The sequence below is a fragment of the Agrococcus carbonis genome, assembly GCF_900104705.1.
Taxonomy (GTDB): domain Bacteria; phylum Actinomycetota; class Actinomycetes; order Actinomycetales; family Microbacteriaceae; genus Agrococcus; species Agrococcus carbonis.
Genome location: NZ_LT629734.1, coordinates 1650176 through 1666414 on the forward strand (window position 1 = coordinate 1650176; position 16239 = coordinate 1666414).

Annotated in this window: 18 protein-coding genes; 8 read left to right on the top strand and 10 right to left on the bottom strand. The window is 73.4% G+C overall.

What is annotated here, in order from left to right; genetic code table 11:
- Positions 1-103 precede the first annotated feature (103 nt).
- Positions 104-601, bottom strand: a complete 498-nt coding sequence (locus BLT67_RS07980) for a beta-class carbonic anhydrase (RefSeq protein WP_092666526.1) — start codon at positions 599-601, stop codon at positions 104-106.
- Positions 602-638: 37 nt separating this feature from the next.
- Between BLT67_RS07980 and BLT67_RS07985 the strand changes: the two genes are divergently transcribed.
- Both BLT67_RS07985 and BLT67_RS07990 read left to right on the top strand, forming a co-directional pair.
- Positions 639-989: a nucleoside triphosphate pyrophosphohydrolase family protein gene (locus BLT67_RS07985; protein ID WP_092666527.1), complete on the top strand. Its 351-nt coding sequence runs from the start codon at positions 639-641 to the stop codon at positions 987-989.
- 162 nt (positions 990-1151) lie between these two features.
- Positions 1152-2471 carry an FAD-dependent monooxygenase gene (locus tag BLT67_RS07990; protein WP_092666528.1) on the top strand — a complete coding sequence of 440 codons (1320 nt, stop codon included), beginning with the start codon at positions 1152-1154 and terminating at the stop codon, positions 2469-2471.
- A gap of 327 nt (positions 2472-2798) precedes the next feature.
- Here the strand turns inward: BLT67_RS07990 and BLT67_RS07995 are convergent, their stop codons facing one another.
- Positions 2799-3242 carry an NUDIX hydrolase gene (locus BLT67_RS07995; RefSeq protein ID WP_092666529.1) on the bottom strand — a complete coding sequence of 148 codons (444 nt, stop codon included), beginning with the start codon at positions 3240-3242 and terminating at the stop codon, positions 2799-2801.
- A 35-nt stretch (positions 3243-3277) separates the two neighbouring features.
- On the bottom strand, positions 3278-3715 hold the full coding sequence (locus BLT67_RS08000) for an Lrp/AsnC family transcriptional regulator (RefSeq protein WP_092666530.1): 438 nt from the start codon (positions 3713-3715) through the stop codon (positions 3278-3280).
- A gap of 145 nt (positions 3716-3860) precedes the next feature.
- On the opposite strand from BLT67_RS08000, the gene ddaH reads away from it, so the two are divergent.
- Together ddaH and rocD are read left to right on the top strand one after the other, a co-directional pair.
- The gene (gene ddaH, locus BLT67_RS08005) at positions 3861-4688 is read left to right on the top strand and encodes a dimethylargininase (RefSeq protein WP_092666531.1); all 828 of its coding nucleotides are present in this window, start codon (positions 3861-3863) and stop codon (positions 4686-4688) included.
- Positions 4685-5956, top strand: a complete 1272-nt coding sequence (gene rocD / locus BLT67_RS08010) for an ornithine--oxo-acid transaminase (protein WP_269456961.1) — start codon at positions 4685-4687, stop codon at positions 5954-5956. The genes ddaH and rocD overlap by 4 nt, the downstream gene beginning before the upstream one ends.
- Before the next feature lie 84 nt (positions 5957-6040).
- On the opposite strand, the gene BLT67_RS08015 is transcribed toward rocD, so the two are convergent.
- A complete protein-coding gene (locus BLT67_RS08015; protein WP_092666532.1) occupies positions 6041-6526 on the bottom strand; it encodes a VOC family protein in 486 nt (161 codons plus the stop codon).
- A gap of 124 nt (positions 6527-6650) precedes the next feature.
- Here BLT67_RS08015 and BLT67_RS08020 point away from each other — a divergent pair, with 124 nt between their 5' ends.
- A complete protein-coding gene (locus BLT67_RS08020) occupies positions 6651-7112 on the top strand; it encodes an SRPBCC family protein (protein WP_157674278.1) in 462 nt (153 codons plus the stop codon).
- 9 nt (positions 7113-7121) lie between these two features.
- Positions 7122-7961 carry a hypothetical protein gene (locus BLT67_RS08025; protein ID WP_092666534.1) on the top strand — a complete coding sequence of 280 codons (840 nt, stop codon included), beginning with the start codon at positions 7122-7124 and terminating at the stop codon, positions 7959-7961.
- A gap of 39 nt (positions 7962-8000) precedes the next feature.
- Here BLT67_RS08025 and BLT67_RS08030 read toward each other — a convergent pair whose 3' ends face one another.
- Positions 8001-8903: a phosphodiesterase gene (locus tag BLT67_RS08030; RefSeq protein WP_092666535.1), complete on the bottom strand. Its 903-nt coding sequence runs from the start codon at positions 8901-8903 to the stop codon at positions 8001-8003.
- 298 nt (positions 8904-9201) lie between these two features.
- On the opposite strand from BLT67_RS08030, the gene BLT67_RS08035 reads away from it, so the two are divergent.
- The gene (locus tag BLT67_RS08035; RefSeq protein ID WP_407922502.1) at positions 9202-10776 is read left to right on the top strand and encodes a stealth family protein; all 1575 of its coding nucleotides are present in this window, start codon (positions 9202-9204) and stop codon (positions 10774-10776) included.
- Here BLT67_RS08035 and BLT67_RS08040 read toward each other — a convergent pair.
- The 3 genes from BLT67_RS08040 to BLT67_RS08050 all read right to left on the bottom strand — a co-directional run bounded on the left by BLT67_RS08040 (position 10773) and on the right by BLT67_RS08050 (position 13734).
- Complete coding sequence (locus BLT67_RS08040) at positions 10773-11735, bottom strand: ribokinase (RefSeq protein ID WP_092666537.1); 963 nt, start codon at positions 11733-11735, stop codon at positions 10773-10775. The two genes, BLT67_RS08035 and BLT67_RS08040, sit on opposite strands and share 4 nt — an antisense overlap.
- Positions 11736-11811: 76 nt before the next feature.
- Entirely contained in the window at positions 11812-12567 is a 756-nt protein-coding gene (locus BLT67_RS08045) for an SDR family NAD(P)-dependent oxidoreductase (protein ID WP_092666538.1), read from the bottom strand.
- A 201-nt stretch (positions 12568-12768) separates the two neighbouring features.
- A complete protein-coding gene (locus BLT67_RS08050; RefSeq protein ID WP_092666539.1) occupies positions 12769-13734 on the bottom strand; it encodes an NAD(P)/FAD-dependent oxidoreductase in 966 nt (321 codons plus the stop codon).
- A 74-nt stretch (positions 13735-13808) separates the two neighbouring features.
- Between BLT67_RS08050 and BLT67_RS08055 the strand changes: the two genes are divergently transcribed.
- Positions 13809-14273, top strand: a complete 465-nt coding sequence (locus tag BLT67_RS08055) for a MerR family transcriptional regulator (RefSeq protein ID WP_092666540.1) — start codon at positions 13809-13811, stop codon at positions 14271-14273.
- 108 nt (positions 14274-14381) lie between these two features.
- On the opposite strand, the gene BLT67_RS08060 is transcribed toward BLT67_RS08055, so the two are convergent.
- Both BLT67_RS08060 and BLT67_RS08065 read right to left on the bottom strand, forming a co-directional pair.
- Complete coding sequence (locus tag BLT67_RS08060) at positions 14382-15608, bottom strand: alpha-hydroxy acid oxidase (protein WP_092666541.1); 1227 nt, start codon at positions 15606-15608, stop codon at positions 14382-14384.
- A 25-nt stretch (positions 15609-15633) separates the two neighbouring features.
- Entirely contained in the window at positions 15634-16158 is a 525-nt protein-coding gene (locus BLT67_RS08065; RefSeq protein ID WP_092666542.1) for an adenine phosphoribosyltransferase, read from the bottom strand.
- Between the last annotated feature and the right edge of the window lie 81 nt (positions 16159-16239).

Below are 16239 nucleotides of genomic sequence, written 5' to 3' on the forward strand. Positions count from 1 at the left end.
GTCGACGGACGGTGCGGAGCCGGCGCGTCAGGGCACGAGGTGCGGCCCGTGCGGCAGACCACCTGACGAGGCCCGCGTCACGGCAGCCGGCGCCGCCCGCGCGTCAGGCGACCTGCTCCATGAGCCCCGTGTCGACGTCGTACAGGAAGCCGCCGACCTGCGCGCGCTCGCCGATGAGCGGGTGCGACCGCACGCGGTGCACGTCCTCGATGATCGCGAGGCGCTGGTGCTCGATCGCGCCGAGGTCGAGCCACGAGGCGTCGGTGCCGGATGCGTCGGAGATGTCGGCGAGCAGCTCGCGCTCCGACTTCGAGGCCATCGCGCAGCGCGTGTGCTGCACGAGCAGGATCCGGTTCACGCCGAGCAGGTTGACGCCCAGTACGAGCGCGACGAGGGTGCGCTCGGTCGCGCGGCCGCCGGGGTTGCGCATGATCTTGGCGTCGCCGGGCTTGAGCCCGATCATGCCGAGGGGGTCGATGCGCGAGTCCATGCAGGTCACCATCGCGACGCCCGACCGCGCGACGCCGTCGAAGCCCTGGAGGTCGAAGGACTCGGCGTAGGTGCGGTTGTGCGCGAGCAGGTCGTCGAAGGCAGATTCCATAGGGTCGAATCTACGCGTGCATGCGAGCATGGCGTGCATGGAGATGCGCGCGGCCGCTGAGCGGATCGATGCGATCTCGCGTCGCTACGCGGAGATCTACGGCTTCGAGCGGGATCCCGACTGGCTCGTGCTCAAGCTGCAGGAGGAGGTCGGCGAGCTCGTGCAGGCCTACCTCGCGAAGACCGGCCGCCAGCGCGACAAGGGGCACAGCCCCGAGGAGATCGACCGGCGCTTCGCGCTCGAGCTCGCGGATGCGGTGGGCATGCTGCTCGCGCTCGCGCACGCGACGGGCGTCGACATCGAGCAGGCGATCGACGACAAGTGGCTCGTGTGGGATCGCCGCGTGTCGCAGCGCTCGGGCGAGGCCGACGCCCCCGCCGCCGACTGAGCGACGATCGACCGACGACTGACCGACCCGTCGCGCGGCGGGACTCAACGGCCATGCGGCACGCATGTGCACGCATCCGGCACATCCGTCGCGAGCAGCCGTTGAGATCGCCGGCGCGACCTGCCATGGCCGCGCCCAGCCGCCGCCACTAGCCTCGGGGGCATGACGCAGACCGCCATCATCGTCGGTGCAGGACTCGGCGGGCTCGCCGCCGCCCGCGCGCTCGAGGCCGCCGGCTGGCAGGTGCGGGTGCTCGAGGCGGGCCCCGAGGTGCGCACCTTCGGTGCCGGCATCACGCTCACCGCCAACGGGCTCGCCGCGCTCGACGAGCTCGGCGTCGGCGACGCGGTGCGCGATGCCGCCGTGCGGCAGCTGCCCGAGGGCGTCTTCACCGACCAGGGATCGCCGCTGCAGCAGGGCTTCCGCACCGACAGCAGCGCGCTCCACGCCATCCACCGCGGCACCCTGCTCGAGCTGCTGCGCGGCGATCGCGAGGTCGAGACGGGCATGCGGGTGGTGTCGGCGACGGATGCGTCGGCCGGCGGCCGCGCGTCCGTCACGATCGAGCACGGCGCTGCCGACCCCGACTCGAGCGACGCGCGCAGCGAGCGCGAGCGGCGGCGCGACCGGGCCCGCGGCACCAAGGTGGGCCGGCGCATCCACCGCCTGCTCGAGCCTGGCGACGAGCCGATCGACCGCAAGGCCGAGGCGCGCGCGACGAAGGCGCAGGTGCGGGCGCTCCGCGACGGGCGCTTCGAGACGATCGAGGCCGACCTCGTCGTCGGCGCCGACGGCATCGACTCGGCGGTGCGCCGGGCGCTGTGGCCGAAGGCGCGCACCGACTACTCGGGCGCGACCACGTGGTTCGGCGTCGTGCAGGCCGAGGCCGACTCGCCCTCGGGCACCCGGCAGTACCTGGGGCGGCGGGCCGAGTTCGGCATGGAGCCGATCGACGGCGGGCGCGTCTACTGGTGGGGCATGGCGCGCGCGCCCATGGGCGGCAGGGCCGATGACGAGGTCGCGGCGGCGCTGCGGCAGTTCGACGACTGGGCTCCCGAGGTGCGCGACCACATCGCCGCGACGCCGCTCGCGGGCATCGCGCGGCGCGACCTGTGGTCGCTCGCGACGCGGCTGCGGTCGTTCCACCGGCCCGGCGTCGTGCTCGTCGGCGACGCGGCGCACGCGATGCTGCCCACGCTCGGGCAGGGCGGCAGCATGGCGTTCGAGGACGCCGCGACGCTCGGCGTGCTGCTCGAGGATCACGGGTTCGAGCGCGCGCTCGAGGAGTACGACCGCGCGCGCGTCGACCGCACGCAGCGCCTCCAGCGGCTCGCGCAGCGCGTCGCCCGCAGCACGACCCGCACGCGCAGCCCGCTGCTCGTCGGGGCGCGGAACGGCGCGCTCAACCTCATGCCGGCGCTCGCGACCGAGATCGCCGTCGACTGGGTGCTCGCGTGGCGCTCGCCCCGCCACACGGAGTGATCGGCGCGTAGCGTGCCACATCGCTCGCGCATCCTCGTTCACAGCGGATGGGGAGTTCTCCCCATCGACGACTCCTAGGTGCCGGACGTAGCGTTGGGCACAGCCCGGCTGGGGCCCCGCAAGGGGAATCGGGCTTGACAGGGTTCCGGTTCGCGCCGGGATGCAGAGGGAGTCCCGCTACATGGACGGGGCAATGCACGGCATCTGATGCCGTCCTACTTCGCGAGGCGGGCCCGACCATCGATGGTCGGGCCCCCTTCGCATGTCCGGGCGGATGCGCAGGGTCGCTACGGCGCAGTGCCCGAGGCGACCGCGCAGTGCGCTCGGCTACCGCGCAGCGCCCTCGACCCCCGACGGGCCGCGGCCCACCGCGCGCTCGGCCACGAGCGCCGGGAAGATCAGCTCGCGGTTGAGCGGCGCCTCCGCGGGGTCGTCGATGCCGACCGCCGGGTCGATCCAGCGCATCGCCTCGATCTCGGCGCGCGGCTGCGGGTCGATCGCCGCGCGCGTGCGGAAGACGCTCGCGTGCAGCGCGAAGCCCGCCTCGTTGGCAGCGGTCGTCACGAACTCGCCCATCGGCTCGATCGCCGCGATCGCGATCTCGACGCCGAGCTCCTCGAGCACCTCGCGCACCGCGCACTCGGCGGCCGTCTCGTCGGCCTCGGGCTTGCCGCCCGGCAGCATCCACGCTTCCGTGCCGCGCTTGCGCACGGTGAGCACGGCGCCGTCGGCGCGCTCGAAGCAGACCGCCGACACGGTGATGACGCCCATGCGACCAGGCTACGGACCCGACGGCGCGCCCAGCGTCAGCCCGCCTGCCGGCTGATGAGCTTCGAGAGCAGGATCGCCGAGGTCGTGTGGTCGACCGAGGCTGCCGCGCGCACCTTCTCGAGCGCCTCCTCGAAGGCGATCACGTCGCGCGCCCGCATCATCACGATCGCGTCGGCCTTGCCGGTGACGGTGCTCGCCTCGATCACCTCGGGCACGCCCGCGAGCATGCGCTTGAGGTCGGCGGGGGAGACCGTGCCGCGGCAGAAGAGCTCGACGTAGGCCTCGGTCGCCATCCCCTCGACCTTCGGGTCGATCTGCACCGTGAAGCCTCGGATGACGCCGTCGGCGATGAGTCGATCGATGCGCCGCTTCACCGCCGAGGCCGAGAGCCCCACCTCGGCGCCGATGTCGGCGTAGCCCGCGCGCGCGTTGAGGCGCAGCTGATCGATGATGCCGTGGTCGATTCGGTCCATATGCACGAATCTACGGATGCTCCGGCCCGATCTGCAAGAAACCTGCGCTGGAGCCCGCGCAATTGCGCCAATTGGTTGCGACGATCGATGGATGCAGGAGACCACCACGAGGCCCGAGGCGAGCGACGTGACGCATACTGGCGCCATGGCCGACGACGCCCAGCGCAGCCCGCGCACGCCGAAGCACAAGACGGTGCTCATGTGCCGACCCGAGCACTTCACCGTCACGTCGGCGATCAACGTCTGGATGGACCCGTCGAAGCCGACGAGCACCGCGAGGGCGCTCGAGCAGTGGCATGCCCTGCACGACGCCTACGCGAGCCTCGGCTACGACGTCGAGCTCATCGACCCGATCGCGGGCCTCGACGACATGGTCTACGCCGCCAACGGCGGCTTCACGCTCGACGGCAAGGCGTACGGCGCCAAGTTCACCTACGCCGAGCGGCAGCCCGAGGGCCCCGCCTACATGGCGTGGTTCGAGGCGAACGGCTTCGAGGTGCACCGCCCCCGCCACGTCAACGAGGGCGAGGGCGACATGCTGCTCTCGCGCGGCGCGATCCTCGCGGGCCACGGCTTCCGCACGAGCCTCGAGTCGCACGACGAGCTGCGCGGCATCTTCGACCGCGAGGTCGTGAGCCTTCGCCTGGTCGACCCGCGCTTCTACCACCTCGACACCGCGATGGCGATCCTCGACGACGAGCAGATCGCCTACCTGCCGGCCGCCTTCGACGAGGCCGGCCGCCGCGAGCTCGAGCGCCGCTACCCCGACGCGATCCTCGTCGACGAGGCCGACGCATCCGTGCTGGGCCTCAACTCGTTCGGCGACGGCTGCACGATGGTGATCGCCGAGCGCGCGACCGGCTTCGCGCGCCAGCTCGCCGAGCGCGGCTACGAGACGATCGGGCTCGACCTGTCCGAGCTGCTACTGGGCGGCGGCGGCATCAAGTGCTGCACGCTCGAGCTGCGGCGATGAGCGACGCGATGGAGGCGACGATGACCCACGACACGACGACGGATGCGGTGCGCGGCCACGCGGTCACCGAGCGCACGCAGGCGGCCATCGACCAGGTCGAGGCGCACGCCGCGCACAACTACCACCCGCTGCCGGTGGTGGTCGAGTCGGCCGAGGGCGCATGGGTGACCGACATCGACGGGCGCCGCTACCTCGACTGCCTCGCGGCCTACTCGTCGATGAACTTCGGCCACGGCAACCCGCGCCTGATCGCCGCGGCGCACGCGCAGCTCGACCGCGTGACGCTCACGAGCCGCGCCTTCCACTCCGCCGCGCTCGGCCCCTTCGTCGAGGCGCTCGCGGCGCTCGCCGGCAAGGACATGGTGCTGCCGATGAACACCGGCGCCGAGGCCGTCGAGTCGGGCATCAAGGTCGCGCGCCGCTGGGCCTACGAGGTGAAGGGCGTACCGGCCGGGCAGGCCGAGATCATCGTCATGGAGGGCAACTTCCACGGCCGAACCACCACGATCGTCTCGTTCTCGGACGACCCGGATGCGACCACGGGCTACGCGCCGTTCACGCCCGGCTTCGTGCGCGTGCCGTTCGGCGACATCGCGGCGCTCGAAGCGGCGATCACGCCCCGCACGGCGGCGGTGCTGCTCGAGCCCATCCAGGGCGAGGCGGGCATCAACGTGCCGCCGGCCGGCTACCTGCGGGCGGCGCGCGAGCTCACGACGCGCGAGCGCGTGCTCTTCATCGCCGACGAGATCCAGTCGGGCCTCGGGCGCACGGGCGCGACGTTCCAGTGCGACAACGAGGGCGTCGTGCCCGACGTCTACCTGCTGGGCAAGGCGCTCGGCGGCGGCGTCGTGCCCGTCTCGGCCGTCGTCGCCGACCGCGACGTGCTCGGCGTGCTCACGCCCGGTTCGCACGGCTCGACCTTCGGCGGCAACCCGCTCGCGGCGGCCGTCGGCCTCGAGGTCGTGCGGATGCTCGAGGAGGGCACGATGCAGGCTCGCGCCCGCGAGCTCGGCGAGCGCCTGCAGGCGGGCCTGCGCGAGCTCATCGGTCACGGCGTCACCGCGGTGCGCGGGGCGGGGCTGTGGGCCGGCATCGACATCGACCCGGCCATCGGCACCGCGCGCGACGTCTGCATGCGGCTGCTCGAGCGCGGCGTCCTCGCGAAGGACACGCACGGCCAGACGGTGCGCCTCGCGCCGCCGATCGTCATCGAGGAGGCCGACCTCGAGCTGCTGCTGCGGGAGTTCCGCGAGGCGCTGACCGCCTGAACCCGCAGACCGGTACCGATCGGTCGCGCACCAGCGCGTGGCGCGACCAATGCGTACCGGTCGGCGTGCGACCCGGCGAGAACGCTACGGCTCCGGCGTCACCTGCATCGGGTCGATCGACGCGTCGGCGACCGGAGGCATCGCGCTCGTGCCGTCCGAGAGCCGGTCGGCGATGACGCCGAACAGGTTGCCGTCGGGGTCGAGCAGGTAGGCGATGCGGCCGATGCCCGGCAGGTCCTCGGGCTCCGAGACCGAGCGGCCGCCGAGCTCGACACCCCGCGCGTGCACCGCATCCGCGTCGTCGACGCCCACCACGAGGTTGGCGCCCGCGACCGGTGCGCCGGCCTCGGGCGCCGGTCCCTCGCGCCGCTGCAGCCCGCCCTGGATGCCGTGCCCCGGCACGACCGCGCCGGTCGGCCCGAGGTGCACGGCGCGCGGGTCGGTGTCGATGGTCCAGTAGGAGGGATCCTCGCCGTAGGGCGTGAACCGCCACCCGAGCAGCTGCGAGTAGAACGCCATCGAGCGCTCGGGGTCGCTCGCGTGGATCTCGAAGTGCACCACGAGGCTCATCGCCGGCTCCCTTGCTCGCGCCCGCCGTCGCCTCGGCGGGCGACCCCTGAGGATCTGCCCAGCATCGGCGGTGACGGCGACGCTACGCCCCCGCGCGGGCGTGCGCCAGACCACAATGGACGCGATGCGCACCCACTACCGCTTCGGCTCCACCTGGATCGTGCCGTCGTCGACGGAGGCGGTCCGCGCGCTCCTCGAGGACGTCCGCGGCTACGGCGCGTGGTGGCCGGGCGTCCGCGTCGTCGAGGACGTCTCGAGCGCGACGCGCCGCGCCGCCCGGCTCGAGGTGCGCGCCCCGATCGGCTACCGCATCCGCATCACGATCATCGAGTCGCTCACCGCCGACGACGAGCTGCGCGTGCTCATGCGCGGCGACCTACACGGGTGGTGCATGTGGCGCATGGTGCCCGTGCGCGGCGGCACGCGCGTGGCCTTCGCGCAGGAGGTCGAGGCGCAGTCGCGGCCGCTCCGGCTCGCGAGCCCGGTCTTCCACCACATGCTCGCCGCGCAGCACGAGCGCATCATGCAGGCCGCCGAGACGGGCATGCGCCGCGCGCTGGGAGAAGTTCCGGCCGATCCGGCGTAGGCTCACGGCGTGGCTGAAAGCATCCTCCTCGGGCACGCACCCAGGCCGACCTCCGCTGCACAGCTGGAGAAGCGCATCCGCACCCTCGTGGTGGCGGCGGAACCCGCCGGCATCGCCTGCACCTCCATCATCGACGCGGCGCTCGACGGCGCCGACGTCGAGCACCTGCACCTCGACCTCACCGACTTCACGCTCGCGAGCGAGGTCGACCGCGATCGCGCGCGGCTCGAGCCGCAGGGCGCGCCGGTGTCGAGCGAGGACGCGGTGCTGCGGCGCCTGCGCGTCAAGGCCGATCCGATGCGCATCTCGGGCGCCGCGGTGCGCCTCGACGCCGAGCTCTCGGACGTGCCGTTCCAGTGGATCGAGACCGACAACGGCGAGCTCGCTGTCGAGCTCTCGCGCCCGGACGCCGCGCACCCCCTGCACGGCTGGGCGCGCGTCGCCGTGCCGAAGGAGCAGCTCGGGAAGGCCGTGCTCGGGCTCGCCGAGTCGGCGCTGCTCGACCACGGCGTCACGGTGACGAAGCTCGACATCGACGTGCAGGCCGAGGGCCCCCGCGAGCTGCGGCTCGGGCTCGACGCCAAGCTGCGCAAGGGCCTCATCGGCGGGCACGTCACCGGCACGGCGCGCGCGTCGATCGACGACCGCATGGGCGTGACGCTCAGCGACATCGCGCTCGACTCGGGCAACCCGCTCATCGCGGCGCTGCTCGGCGCGGTCCGCGGTCGCGTCGCGAAGCTCGAGGGGCGCCGCATCGACCTCGCCTCTGAGCTGCCCGAGGGCATCCGGCTCGCCGACGTGCAGGTCGAGGTGACCGACGACGTGACGATCGAGGCGCGGCTGGTCTAGGCGCAGCAGCTGGTCTCGCCCGGCTGGCCGGGCCGGGCCTCAGCCGACGAGGGCGGCGCGCTCGGCCTCGTCGATGCGCACGCCGGCGCGCTCGAGCCGTAGCGCCGACTCGGTCGCGTCGATCCAGTCGAGCGCGGCGTACTCGCCGAGCGGCACGACCGAGTGCAGCACGGTCGTCGGGTAGACGTGCACGAGGTTGAAGGCGCGCGCGCCGTCGCGGCCGCGCGTGCCGCCGACGGGCACGTTGAGATCCTGCGTGTAGCAGGTGGCGGATGCGACCGAGACGGGGATGCCCGCGAACGTCGCGGTCGACGAGTAGTGCAGGTGCCCCGCGAGGATCGAGCGCACGTCGGTGCCCACGAGTGCCTCGGCGAGGTTCCGCTGGTCGCGCAGCTCGACGCTCGCGGCCAGGTCGAGCACGCTCGGCACCGGCGGGTGGTGCATCGCGAGGATCGTGCCCTCCGGCGCGGGGTCGGCGAGCTCGGCGCGCAGCCAGTCGAGCTGGGCGTCCGCGACCTCGCCGTGGTGATGGCCGGGCACGGTCGAGTCGAGGGTGATGATGCGCAGGCCGCCGATGCGGGTCACGGCGTCGATCGGGGCGTCGGACGCGGGCTCGTCGAGCAGCTCGGTGCGGAAGGCGCGGCGCTCGTCGTGGTTGCCCATGACCCACACGACCTCGGCGCCGAGGTCGGCGGCGACGGGGTCGACGATCGTGCGGAGGCGACGGTACGCATCCGCCTCGCCCCGATCGGCGAGGTCGCCGGTGAAGACGATCGCCTCGGGGCGCGCGCCGGAGGCCTCGAACTCGTCGAAGAGGCGGCGCAGGTGCTCCTCGCTCGCGACGCGGTCGTAGAGGCGGCCGCCGCCGGCGAGCAGGTGCGTGTCGGAGATGTGGAGGAGGAAGTGGTCCGGCCGGGGGTGCTCGGCCGAGCGGCTTGTCACGATGGATCCCAATCCCAGGTGTTCATTCAGCACGACGTCGGGCTCTGCCCGGAGGCTAGTCCAGCGGGTGCCGGAGAACGCGACGTGAACGCGGCGTGTACCGAACACAACACGCCGCTGCTCCACCGGATTCCAGGACGCTGTTTCGAACTTCGGAGGCGCCGGACGTACGATGGAGGGTGCTGTACCCCGCGTGCCGCAACCGAGAGAGGACCCGCATCTGAGCATCCAGTCGCCCCGTGACGTCGCCGGAACCGCCCGCGCCATCGCCGCTCCCGACCCCGACGACGCCTCCGCGGTGCGCCTGAGCAGCGTCGGGGCGTACGAGCCCGTGCTGCTGCCGACCGGCGGCCGCTTCGCGCGCTTCGACCGGCCGGACGTCGTGATGCGCAAGGGGCGCTACGCGCTGCAGGCGGGCCACATGACGCCGCACGAGTCGATGGTGGAGGACCTGCTCGCGATCCGCGACGCGCTCGACGCGGCCGACATCCCGTGCCTGCTCGTGCGCGACGACGACGGGCGACCGATCGTGGTCGTCGATCGGGCGCGGCGCTCGCAGCTCGAGGCGGCGCTCGCCGAGGCGTTCGCCGACGAGCCGTTCTACTCGGAGGCCATCGCGCCGGGCAAGGCCGCCCGCTCGGGCCGCGTGCTGCTCGCCGACGGGCGACTCTCGGCGCACCGGAAGGCTGCCGCGATGCGCGTCTACCGCCCGCGCGTCGAGCCCGCCGGGCGGCTGCGCTACGGACCGGAGACCGCGGCGCAGCTCGAGCTGTGGCGCTTCGGCGAGGAGGCCATCGTCGCGCCGCTGCCGAACGCGCTCATGCGCCGGACGATGCCGCGCTCGGAGGCGATCGAGGACGTCGTCGAGCGCTACGGCCGCCAGTGGCGCACGATCGAGCACATGTGGGAGCCGCACGCGAGCGACGTCACCTTCGACATCGACATCGTCTTCTCGTGGGTCGACGGCTCGAGCGACGAGTTCCAGCGCGAGCGGGCCAAGCGCATGCAGACCTACGTGGTCGGCGAGGGCGACGACTCCGAGGCGCGGTTCCGGCAGATCGACGAGCTGCGCTACGCCATGCGCTCGGTGCACATGTACGCCCCGTGGATCCGGCGCATCTTCATCGCGACCGACTCGCCCGCGCCCGCGTGGCTCGCCGAGCACCCGAAGGTGCGGATCGTGCGCGCCGAGGAGATGTTCGCCGACCCGTCGGTGCTGCCGACCCACAACTCGCACGCGGTCGAGGCGCAGCTGCACCACATCGAGGGGCTCAGCGAGCACTTCCTCTACTCGAACGACGACATGTTCTTCGGCCGGCCGCTCAAGCCCGAGCTCTTCTTCTCGCCCGGCGGCATCACGAAGTTCGTCGAGGCGACGACGCGCATCGGGCTCGGCGACACGCATCCGAGCCGCTCGGGCCACGACAACGCCGCCCGCACCAACCGGCGGCTGCTGCACGAGCGCTTCGGCACCATCACCACGCGGCACCTCGAGCACTGCGCCGCGCCCTTGCGGCGCAGCGTCACCGCCGAGCTCGAGGCCGAGTTCCCCGAGGAGTTCCGCCGCACGGCCGCCGCGCAGTTCCGCTCGGCGACCGACATCTCGGTCACCAACTCGCTGTACCACTACTACGCGCTCATGACGGGGCGCGCGGTGCAGCAGCACGCCGCGAAGGTGCAGTACATCGAGACGACGCTCAAGCAGGCGCTGCCCGCGATGCAGCGGCTGCTGCGCAAGCGCGATCAGGACATGTTCTGCCTCAACGACGGCTCGTTCCCCGAGATCTCGGTCGAGGAGCGCACCGCCGCCGTGCGCGCGTTCCTCGAGGCGTACTTCCCGGTCGCGGCGCCGTGGGAGCGTCCCGGGGCCTAGCCTCCGCGGGCGACGCGGGACGCGAGCAGCGCGTCGACCTCGCCGCCGGTCGCGAGGCTCGCCGACGCGCCGCGGCGCGTGACGGTGATCGCGCCTGCGGCGCTCGCCCGGCGCATCGCCTCCTCGAGCGGCAGGCCACGGGAGATGGATGCGGCGAGGTGCCCCGCGTAGGCGTCGCCCGCGGCCGTCGTGTCGACCGGGTCGACCCGCATGGCCGCGTGCTCCGTGACGCCGTCGGTGGTCACGAGCACGCTCCCCGCGCCGGCGAGGGTGACGATGGCAGCCCCGGCGCCGCGCTCGACGAGCCAGCGGCCGGCCGCCGCGGCGCTCGCGGGGGAGTCGACGGCGATGCCCGTGAGGAGCGCCGCCTCGGTCTCGTTCGGCTTGACGATGTCGATCATCGGCCAGAGCGCGTCGTCGAGCGGCGCCGTGGGCGCGGGCGCCGGGTCGAGGATGACGGTCATGCCCGCGTCGTGGGCGAGGCGGATCGCGCGGGCCGTCGTCGCCGTCGGCGTCTCCAGCTGCGTCAGCATGACGCCGGCCGTGCCGCCGAGCGCCGCGAACGCGGCGTCGAGCTGCGCGTCGTTGAGCGCGTCGTTCGCGCCCGCGACGATCACGATGTCGTTCTCGCCGCCTGCGACCCGGATGTGGGCGATGCCCGTGTGGCCCGGCACCGACCGCACGTGGTCGAGGCTGACCCCGGCGGCGCGGAGCTCTGCCGTGACGAGGCGCGCGAACTCGTCGTCGCCGACGCATCCGACCATGTGCGCCGGGGCGCCCGCCTTCGCGACGGCGACGGCCTGGTTGGCGCCCTTGCCGCCGAGGCCGAGCGCGAACGACTCGCCCGCGAACGTCTCGCCGGGCCGCGGCAGGCGGCTCGAGTAGGCGGTGACGTCGGCGTTGATCGAGCCGACGACGAGCACGCCGTCGCGCGCGTCGGTGCGGGTCTGGTCGGGCATGGCTCGAGGCTAACGCGCCGGCGGCAACGCAGCGGGCCCGCCGCGGCAGTGCGCGACGGGCCCGGGATGCGTGGCGTCAGACGGCCGTGTAGCCGCCGTCGGCGATGAGGTAGCTGCCCGTGACGAACGACGCGTCGTCCGAGAGCAGGAACGCGACGACCGCCGCGACCTCCTCCGGCTCGCCCAGGCGGCCGAGCGCCTGCTTGGCGGCCATCGCGTCGCGCGCCTCCTGGTCGAGGTGCTGCTGCACGAGCGGGGTGAGGATGTAGCCGGGGCCGACCGCGTTGATGCGCAGGCCCTCGGGGCCGTACTCGACGGCGGCGTTCTTCGTCAGGCCGACGACGCCGTGCTTCGTGGCGGTGTAGGCGCTGTTGTTGGGCGCCGCGACCATGCCGTGGATCGAGGCGATGTTGACGATCGCCGACTCCTTCGGCGCATCGAGCATCGCGGTGATCTGCTCGCGCATGCCGTACATGACGCCGTTGAGGTTGAGCGCGACGACCGCGTCCCACTCCTCGACGGGCACCTCGGCAGTGCGGTGGGGAGCGCCGCCGATGCCGGCGTTGTTGACGGCGTAGTGCAGCGCGCCGTAGGTCTCCTTGGCGAAGTCGACGACCTTCTTGGCGTCCTCGGCCTTCGCGGAGTTCGCCTCGATCGGCGCCGCGGTGCCGCCCGCGGCGGTGATCTCGTCGGCCACGCGCTGCGCTGACTCGAGCTTGATGTCGGTGATGACGACCTTCGCGCCCTCGGATGCCAGGCGCTTCGCGATCGCCTCCCCGATGCCCGAACCGCCACCGGTGACCAGTGCGACCTTGTTCTCGAATCGTGCCATCGTTCTCACTCCTTAAAATTCGAAACGACGTGTACTCGGGTCAACGCCCGGGCCGTGCGGGTATTCCCCGGGCTCGCGGCGCGGGCCGTCGGCGACGACGCAGGGGCGGATGCCCCGACAGGCAGGCGGGCACGGATGCGCGGGGAGTCGGGCACGGATGCGGGGGCAGGCGGGCACGGATGCAGGCTGCCGCGCCCGCGCTCACACGGGCAGCGGGATCCCGGCGTCGAGCATGGCGAGCTCGCGGTCGAGCGTCGCCGCAGCGACCTGCCCCGAGGCGATCGACGATGCGACCGAACTCATCGGCCCGGGCATCGAGCGAGGCTGTGCGGCATCGCCCGCCGCCGCGACCCCGTCGAGGCTCGTGCGGCCCATCGAGTCGACGAGGGTCGCACCGGTCGGTGCGCGCTCGAGGCCGAGCTGCTCGGCGAAGGGCGCGGCCTGCGACCACCCCGGCGCGACGAACATGCCCGTGAGCACGAGCGCATCCGCTTCCGCGTCGTCTTGGCCGCGGTCGAGCGCGACCTCGAGCCCGTCAGCGTGCGCCCGCACGGCAAGCACGCGCTCAGGCACGACCTCGACGCCCATCCGATCGAGCTGCTCGCGCACCTCGGCGGGCGCGTCGGCGCCGTCGAGCAGCACCAGCCGGCGCGTGGCGAGCCGTGCGACGAGCGCCGCTTGCGCGGGGGTGTGCGGGCCGAGCCCGAGGAAGGCGATCGGGCCGTCGGCGAGCTCGAAGCCGTGGCAGTACGGGCAGTGGGCGATGCGGTCGCCGAAGAGCTCGGCGACGCCCGGGATGTCGGGGAGCGCGTCGGCGGCGCCGGTCGCGAGCAGGAGGCGGCGGGCGGTCAGGACGGTGCGCGCCTCCGGTGCCCGGCCGTCCTCGAGGGCGACGCGGAACGCATCCGCCTCGCCCGCGAGGTCGGCGACGCGCGCCTCGACGACCTCGACGGTCGCGTAGCGCGCGAGCTCGGCGCGGGCGGCGGCGCGCAGCTCGGCCGGCGGGTGGCCGTCGTGCCCGATGAGGTTCTGCATCGCGTGCGCAGGGTCGTTGCGGTAGCTGCCGCCGTCGATGAGCGCGACGCGGCGGCGCATGCGACCGAGGGTGAGGGCGGCCTGCAGGCCGGCGGGGCCGCCGCCGATGACGATGACGTCGTAGGGGTGCATATGGGCTCCTGGGTGGGGTGGTGCAGTGCGGTGGAGGTGTTGCGGTGGAGACCAGGGTGTGACTTCATGTCGACATGAAGTCAAGTGCCGTTCTCGCGCAGTGGACGATCGGCGAGCTCGCCGAGCGATTCGAGCTCGCGACCCACGTGCTGCGCCACTGGGAGTCGGAGGGGCTGCTCGCGCCGGTGCGGGACGCAGGCGGGCGTCGGCGCTACGGCGAGGCGGACGCGTACCGGGTCGCGACGATCCTCGCGAGCAAGGCGGCGGGGATGTCGCTCGAGCAGGTGCGGGCGATGCTCGACGGTGCCTCCCGCGAGCGGCACCGCGTGCTCGACGCCCACCTCGCCGACATCGACGCGTCGATCGCGGCGCTCGAGCGGTCGCGGGCGATGGCGCTGCACGCGCTCGAGTGCCGGGCGCACGATGTTGCGACGTGCCCGTCGTTCCGCGCGCACGTCGCCGACATCGTCGCGGGCGAGCGCCGCGGCATGCCGCTGCACCGCGGCGAGCACGCGGAGGCTGCGCCGCACGCGGGGTAGGCGTGTTCGCGTGACCGGTGCGGGTGCGCCCGACCGGTACCGGCGTGCCCGCACCCCTCGGGCGGGACCGCACCGCTCGCGATGGCTGGCCCGGCGGCTGCGCCGGCGTCAGCGGCGCGGCCGCAGCCGCTCGAGCTGCGTGACGTGCTGCGGCCCGAGCTCCTCGAGCGAGGCGACGCCGAGCAGCCGCATCGTGCGCTGGATCTCGCCCGTCAGGATCGCGAGCGCGCGGTTGACGCCGGCCCGGCCGCCGGCCATGAGCCCGTAGAGGTAGGCGCGGCCGACCATGGTGGTGCGCGCGCCGAGCGCGACCGCCGCGACGATGTCGGTGCCCGACATGATGCCCGTGTCGAGGTGGATCTCCAGATCCTTGCCCACCTCGCGCGCGACCTCCGGCAGCAGCAGGAACGGCACGGGCGCGCGGTCGAGCTGCCGCCCGCCGTGGTTCGACAACGTGATCGCGTCGACGCCGAGGTCGGCGAGCCGCTTCGCGTCGTCGAGCGACTGCACGCCCTTGACGACGAACCTCCCGGGCCACGCGGCGCGCACCTCGGCGAGCGCCCCGTAGTCGAGCGAGGGGTCGAACATCGCGTCGATCATCTCGCCGACCGCGCCGTCGAAGCGCGACATCGAGGCGAAGGTCAGCGGTTCGGTCGTGAGCAGGTTCCACCACCACTCGACCTTGGGCGCCGCGTCGAGGAACGTCGCGAGCGTGAGCGCCGGCGGGAAGGCCATGCCGTTGCGCTGGTCGCGATGCCGGGCGCCCGCGACGGGCGTGTCGACCGTCACCATGAGCGTGTCGTAGCCCGCGGCGGCGGCGCGCTCGACGAGCGCCATCGAGTGCTCGCGCTGCCGCATGACGTAGAGCTGCATCCACAGCCGCGCATCCGGCGCCGCCGCCCGCACCGCCTCGATCGACGTCGTGCCCATCGTCGAGAGGGTGAAGGGGATGCCGTACGCGGCCGCGGCCCGCGCCCCGGCGGGCTCGCCGTCGGCGTGCATCAAGCGCGTGAAGCCGGTCGGCGCGATCGTGAGCGGCCACCTGGAGTGCGCGCCGAGCACGTCCCACCCGGTGGACACATCCGTCACATCGCGCAGCACGCTCGGGTGCAGCTCGATGTCCTCGAACGCCTGCCGAGCGCGGGCGATGCCGAGCTCGCTCTCGGCAGCGCCGTCGGTGTAGTCGAAGGGCCCCTTGGGCGTGCGCCGCTTCGCGATCGCGCGCAGCTCGGCGATCGTCTGCGCCCGGGCGAGGCGCATCGCCGCCGGGTTCTCGAGGGGCCGAAGGGTGAAGGTCTCGCGCAGCTGCGCGAAGGTGGGGATGCGTCGGTCCATCGGGTGCCTCCGGTGCGCTCGAGGGTCAGGCGGTGAAGACCGCGTGCGCGGCGGGCACGGCGGCCCGCCCGCCGAGCTCGGTCAGCTCGAGCACGACTGCGACGCCGGCCACGGCGCCGCCGAGCCGCTCGATGAGCTGTGTCGCTGCGCGCAGCGTGCCGCCGGTCGCGAGCACGTCGTCGACGAGCAGCACGCGGCGGCCGGTGAGGTCGCCGGCCGCCTCGATCGTCGCGACGCCGTACTCGAGGGCGTAGTCGACGGATGCGGTGGGCCGCGGCGTCTTGCCGGCCTTCCGGATGGGCAGGGCGCCCGTGCCGGCGGCGATCGCCACGGCGCCGGCGAGCAGGAAGCCGCGCGCCTCGACGCCCGCGACCAGGTCGAACGCGCCCTCGAACGGCGCCGCGAGCGCGCCGGTGACGGTGCGGAGCGCATCGGCGTCGGCGAGCACCGGTGCGATGTCGCGGAAGAGCACGCCCGGCACCGGGAAGTCGGGGGTGCGCGCGATGAGCCCCTCGGCGCGGGCGAGGGCGGCGGGGTCGGGCGTCGGCATCCCTTCAGGCTAGGCGCACAGCGTGCCGAGCGGCGCGGTATCGCCGCGATACCCAGCTCGTCCCGCACAGCGATTGATCCA

Bases quoted from the DNA above. Each gene is read 5' to 3' on its own strand.
- BLT67_RS08065 (WP_092666542.1), bottom strand. From the start codon at position 16,158: ATGCCGACGCCCGACCCCGCCGCCCTCGCCCGCGCCGAGGGGCTCATC.
- BLT67_RS07990 (WP_092666528.1), top strand. From the start codon at position 1,152: ATGACGCAGACCGCCATCATCGTCGGTGCAGGACTCGGCGGGCTCGCC.
- BLT67_RS07980 (WP_092666526.1), bottom strand. From the start codon at position 601: ATGGAATCTGCCTTCGACGACCTGCTCGCGCACAACCGCACCTACGCC.
- BLT67_RS08060 (WP_092666541.1), bottom strand. From the start codon at position 15,608: ATGGACCGACGCATCCCCACCTTCGCGCAGCTGCGCGAGACCTTCACC.
- BLT67_RS07995 (WP_092666529.1), bottom strand. From the start codon at position 3,242: ATGGGCGTCATCACCGTGTCGGCGGTCTGCTTCGAGCGCGCCGACGGC.
- BLT67_RS07985 (WP_092666527.1), top strand. From the start codon at position 639: ATGGAGATGCGCGCGGCCGCTGAGCGGATCGATGCGATCTCGCGTCGC.
- BLT67_RS08040 (WP_092666537.1), bottom strand. From the start codon at position 11,735: ATGCCCGACCAGACCCGCACCGACGCGCGCGACGGCGTGCTCGTCGTC.
- BLT67_RS08000 (WP_092666530.1), bottom strand. From the start codon at position 3,715: ATGGACCGAATCGACCACGGCATCATCGATCAGCTGCGCCTCAACGCG.
- BLT67_RS08015 (WP_092666532.1), bottom strand. From the start codon at position 6,526: ATGAGCCTCGTGGTGCACTTCGAGATCCACGCGAGCGACCCCGAGCGC.
- BLT67_RS08020 (WP_157674278.1), top strand. From the start codon at position 6,651: ATGCGCACCCACTACCGCTTCGGCTCCACCTGGATCGTGCCGTCGTCG.
- BLT67_RS08045 (WP_092666538.1), bottom strand. From the start codon at position 12,567: ATGGCACGATTCGAGAACAAGGTCGCACTGGTCACCGGTGGCGGTTCG.
- BLT67_RS08050 (WP_092666539.1), bottom strand. From the start codon at position 13,734: ATGCACCCCTACGACGTCATCGTCATCGGCGGCGGCCCCGCCGGCCTG.
- ddaH (WP_092666531.1), top strand. From the start codon at position 3,861: ATGGCCGACGACGCCCAGCGCAGCCCGCGCACGCCGAAGCACAAGACG.
- rocD (WP_269456961.1), top strand. From the start codon at position 4,685: ATGAGCGACGCGATGGAGGCGACGATGACCCACGACACGACGACGGAT.
- BLT67_RS08055 (WP_092666540.1), top strand. From the start codon at position 13,809: ATGAAGTCAAGTGCCGTTCTCGCGCAGTGGACGATCGGCGAGCTCGCC.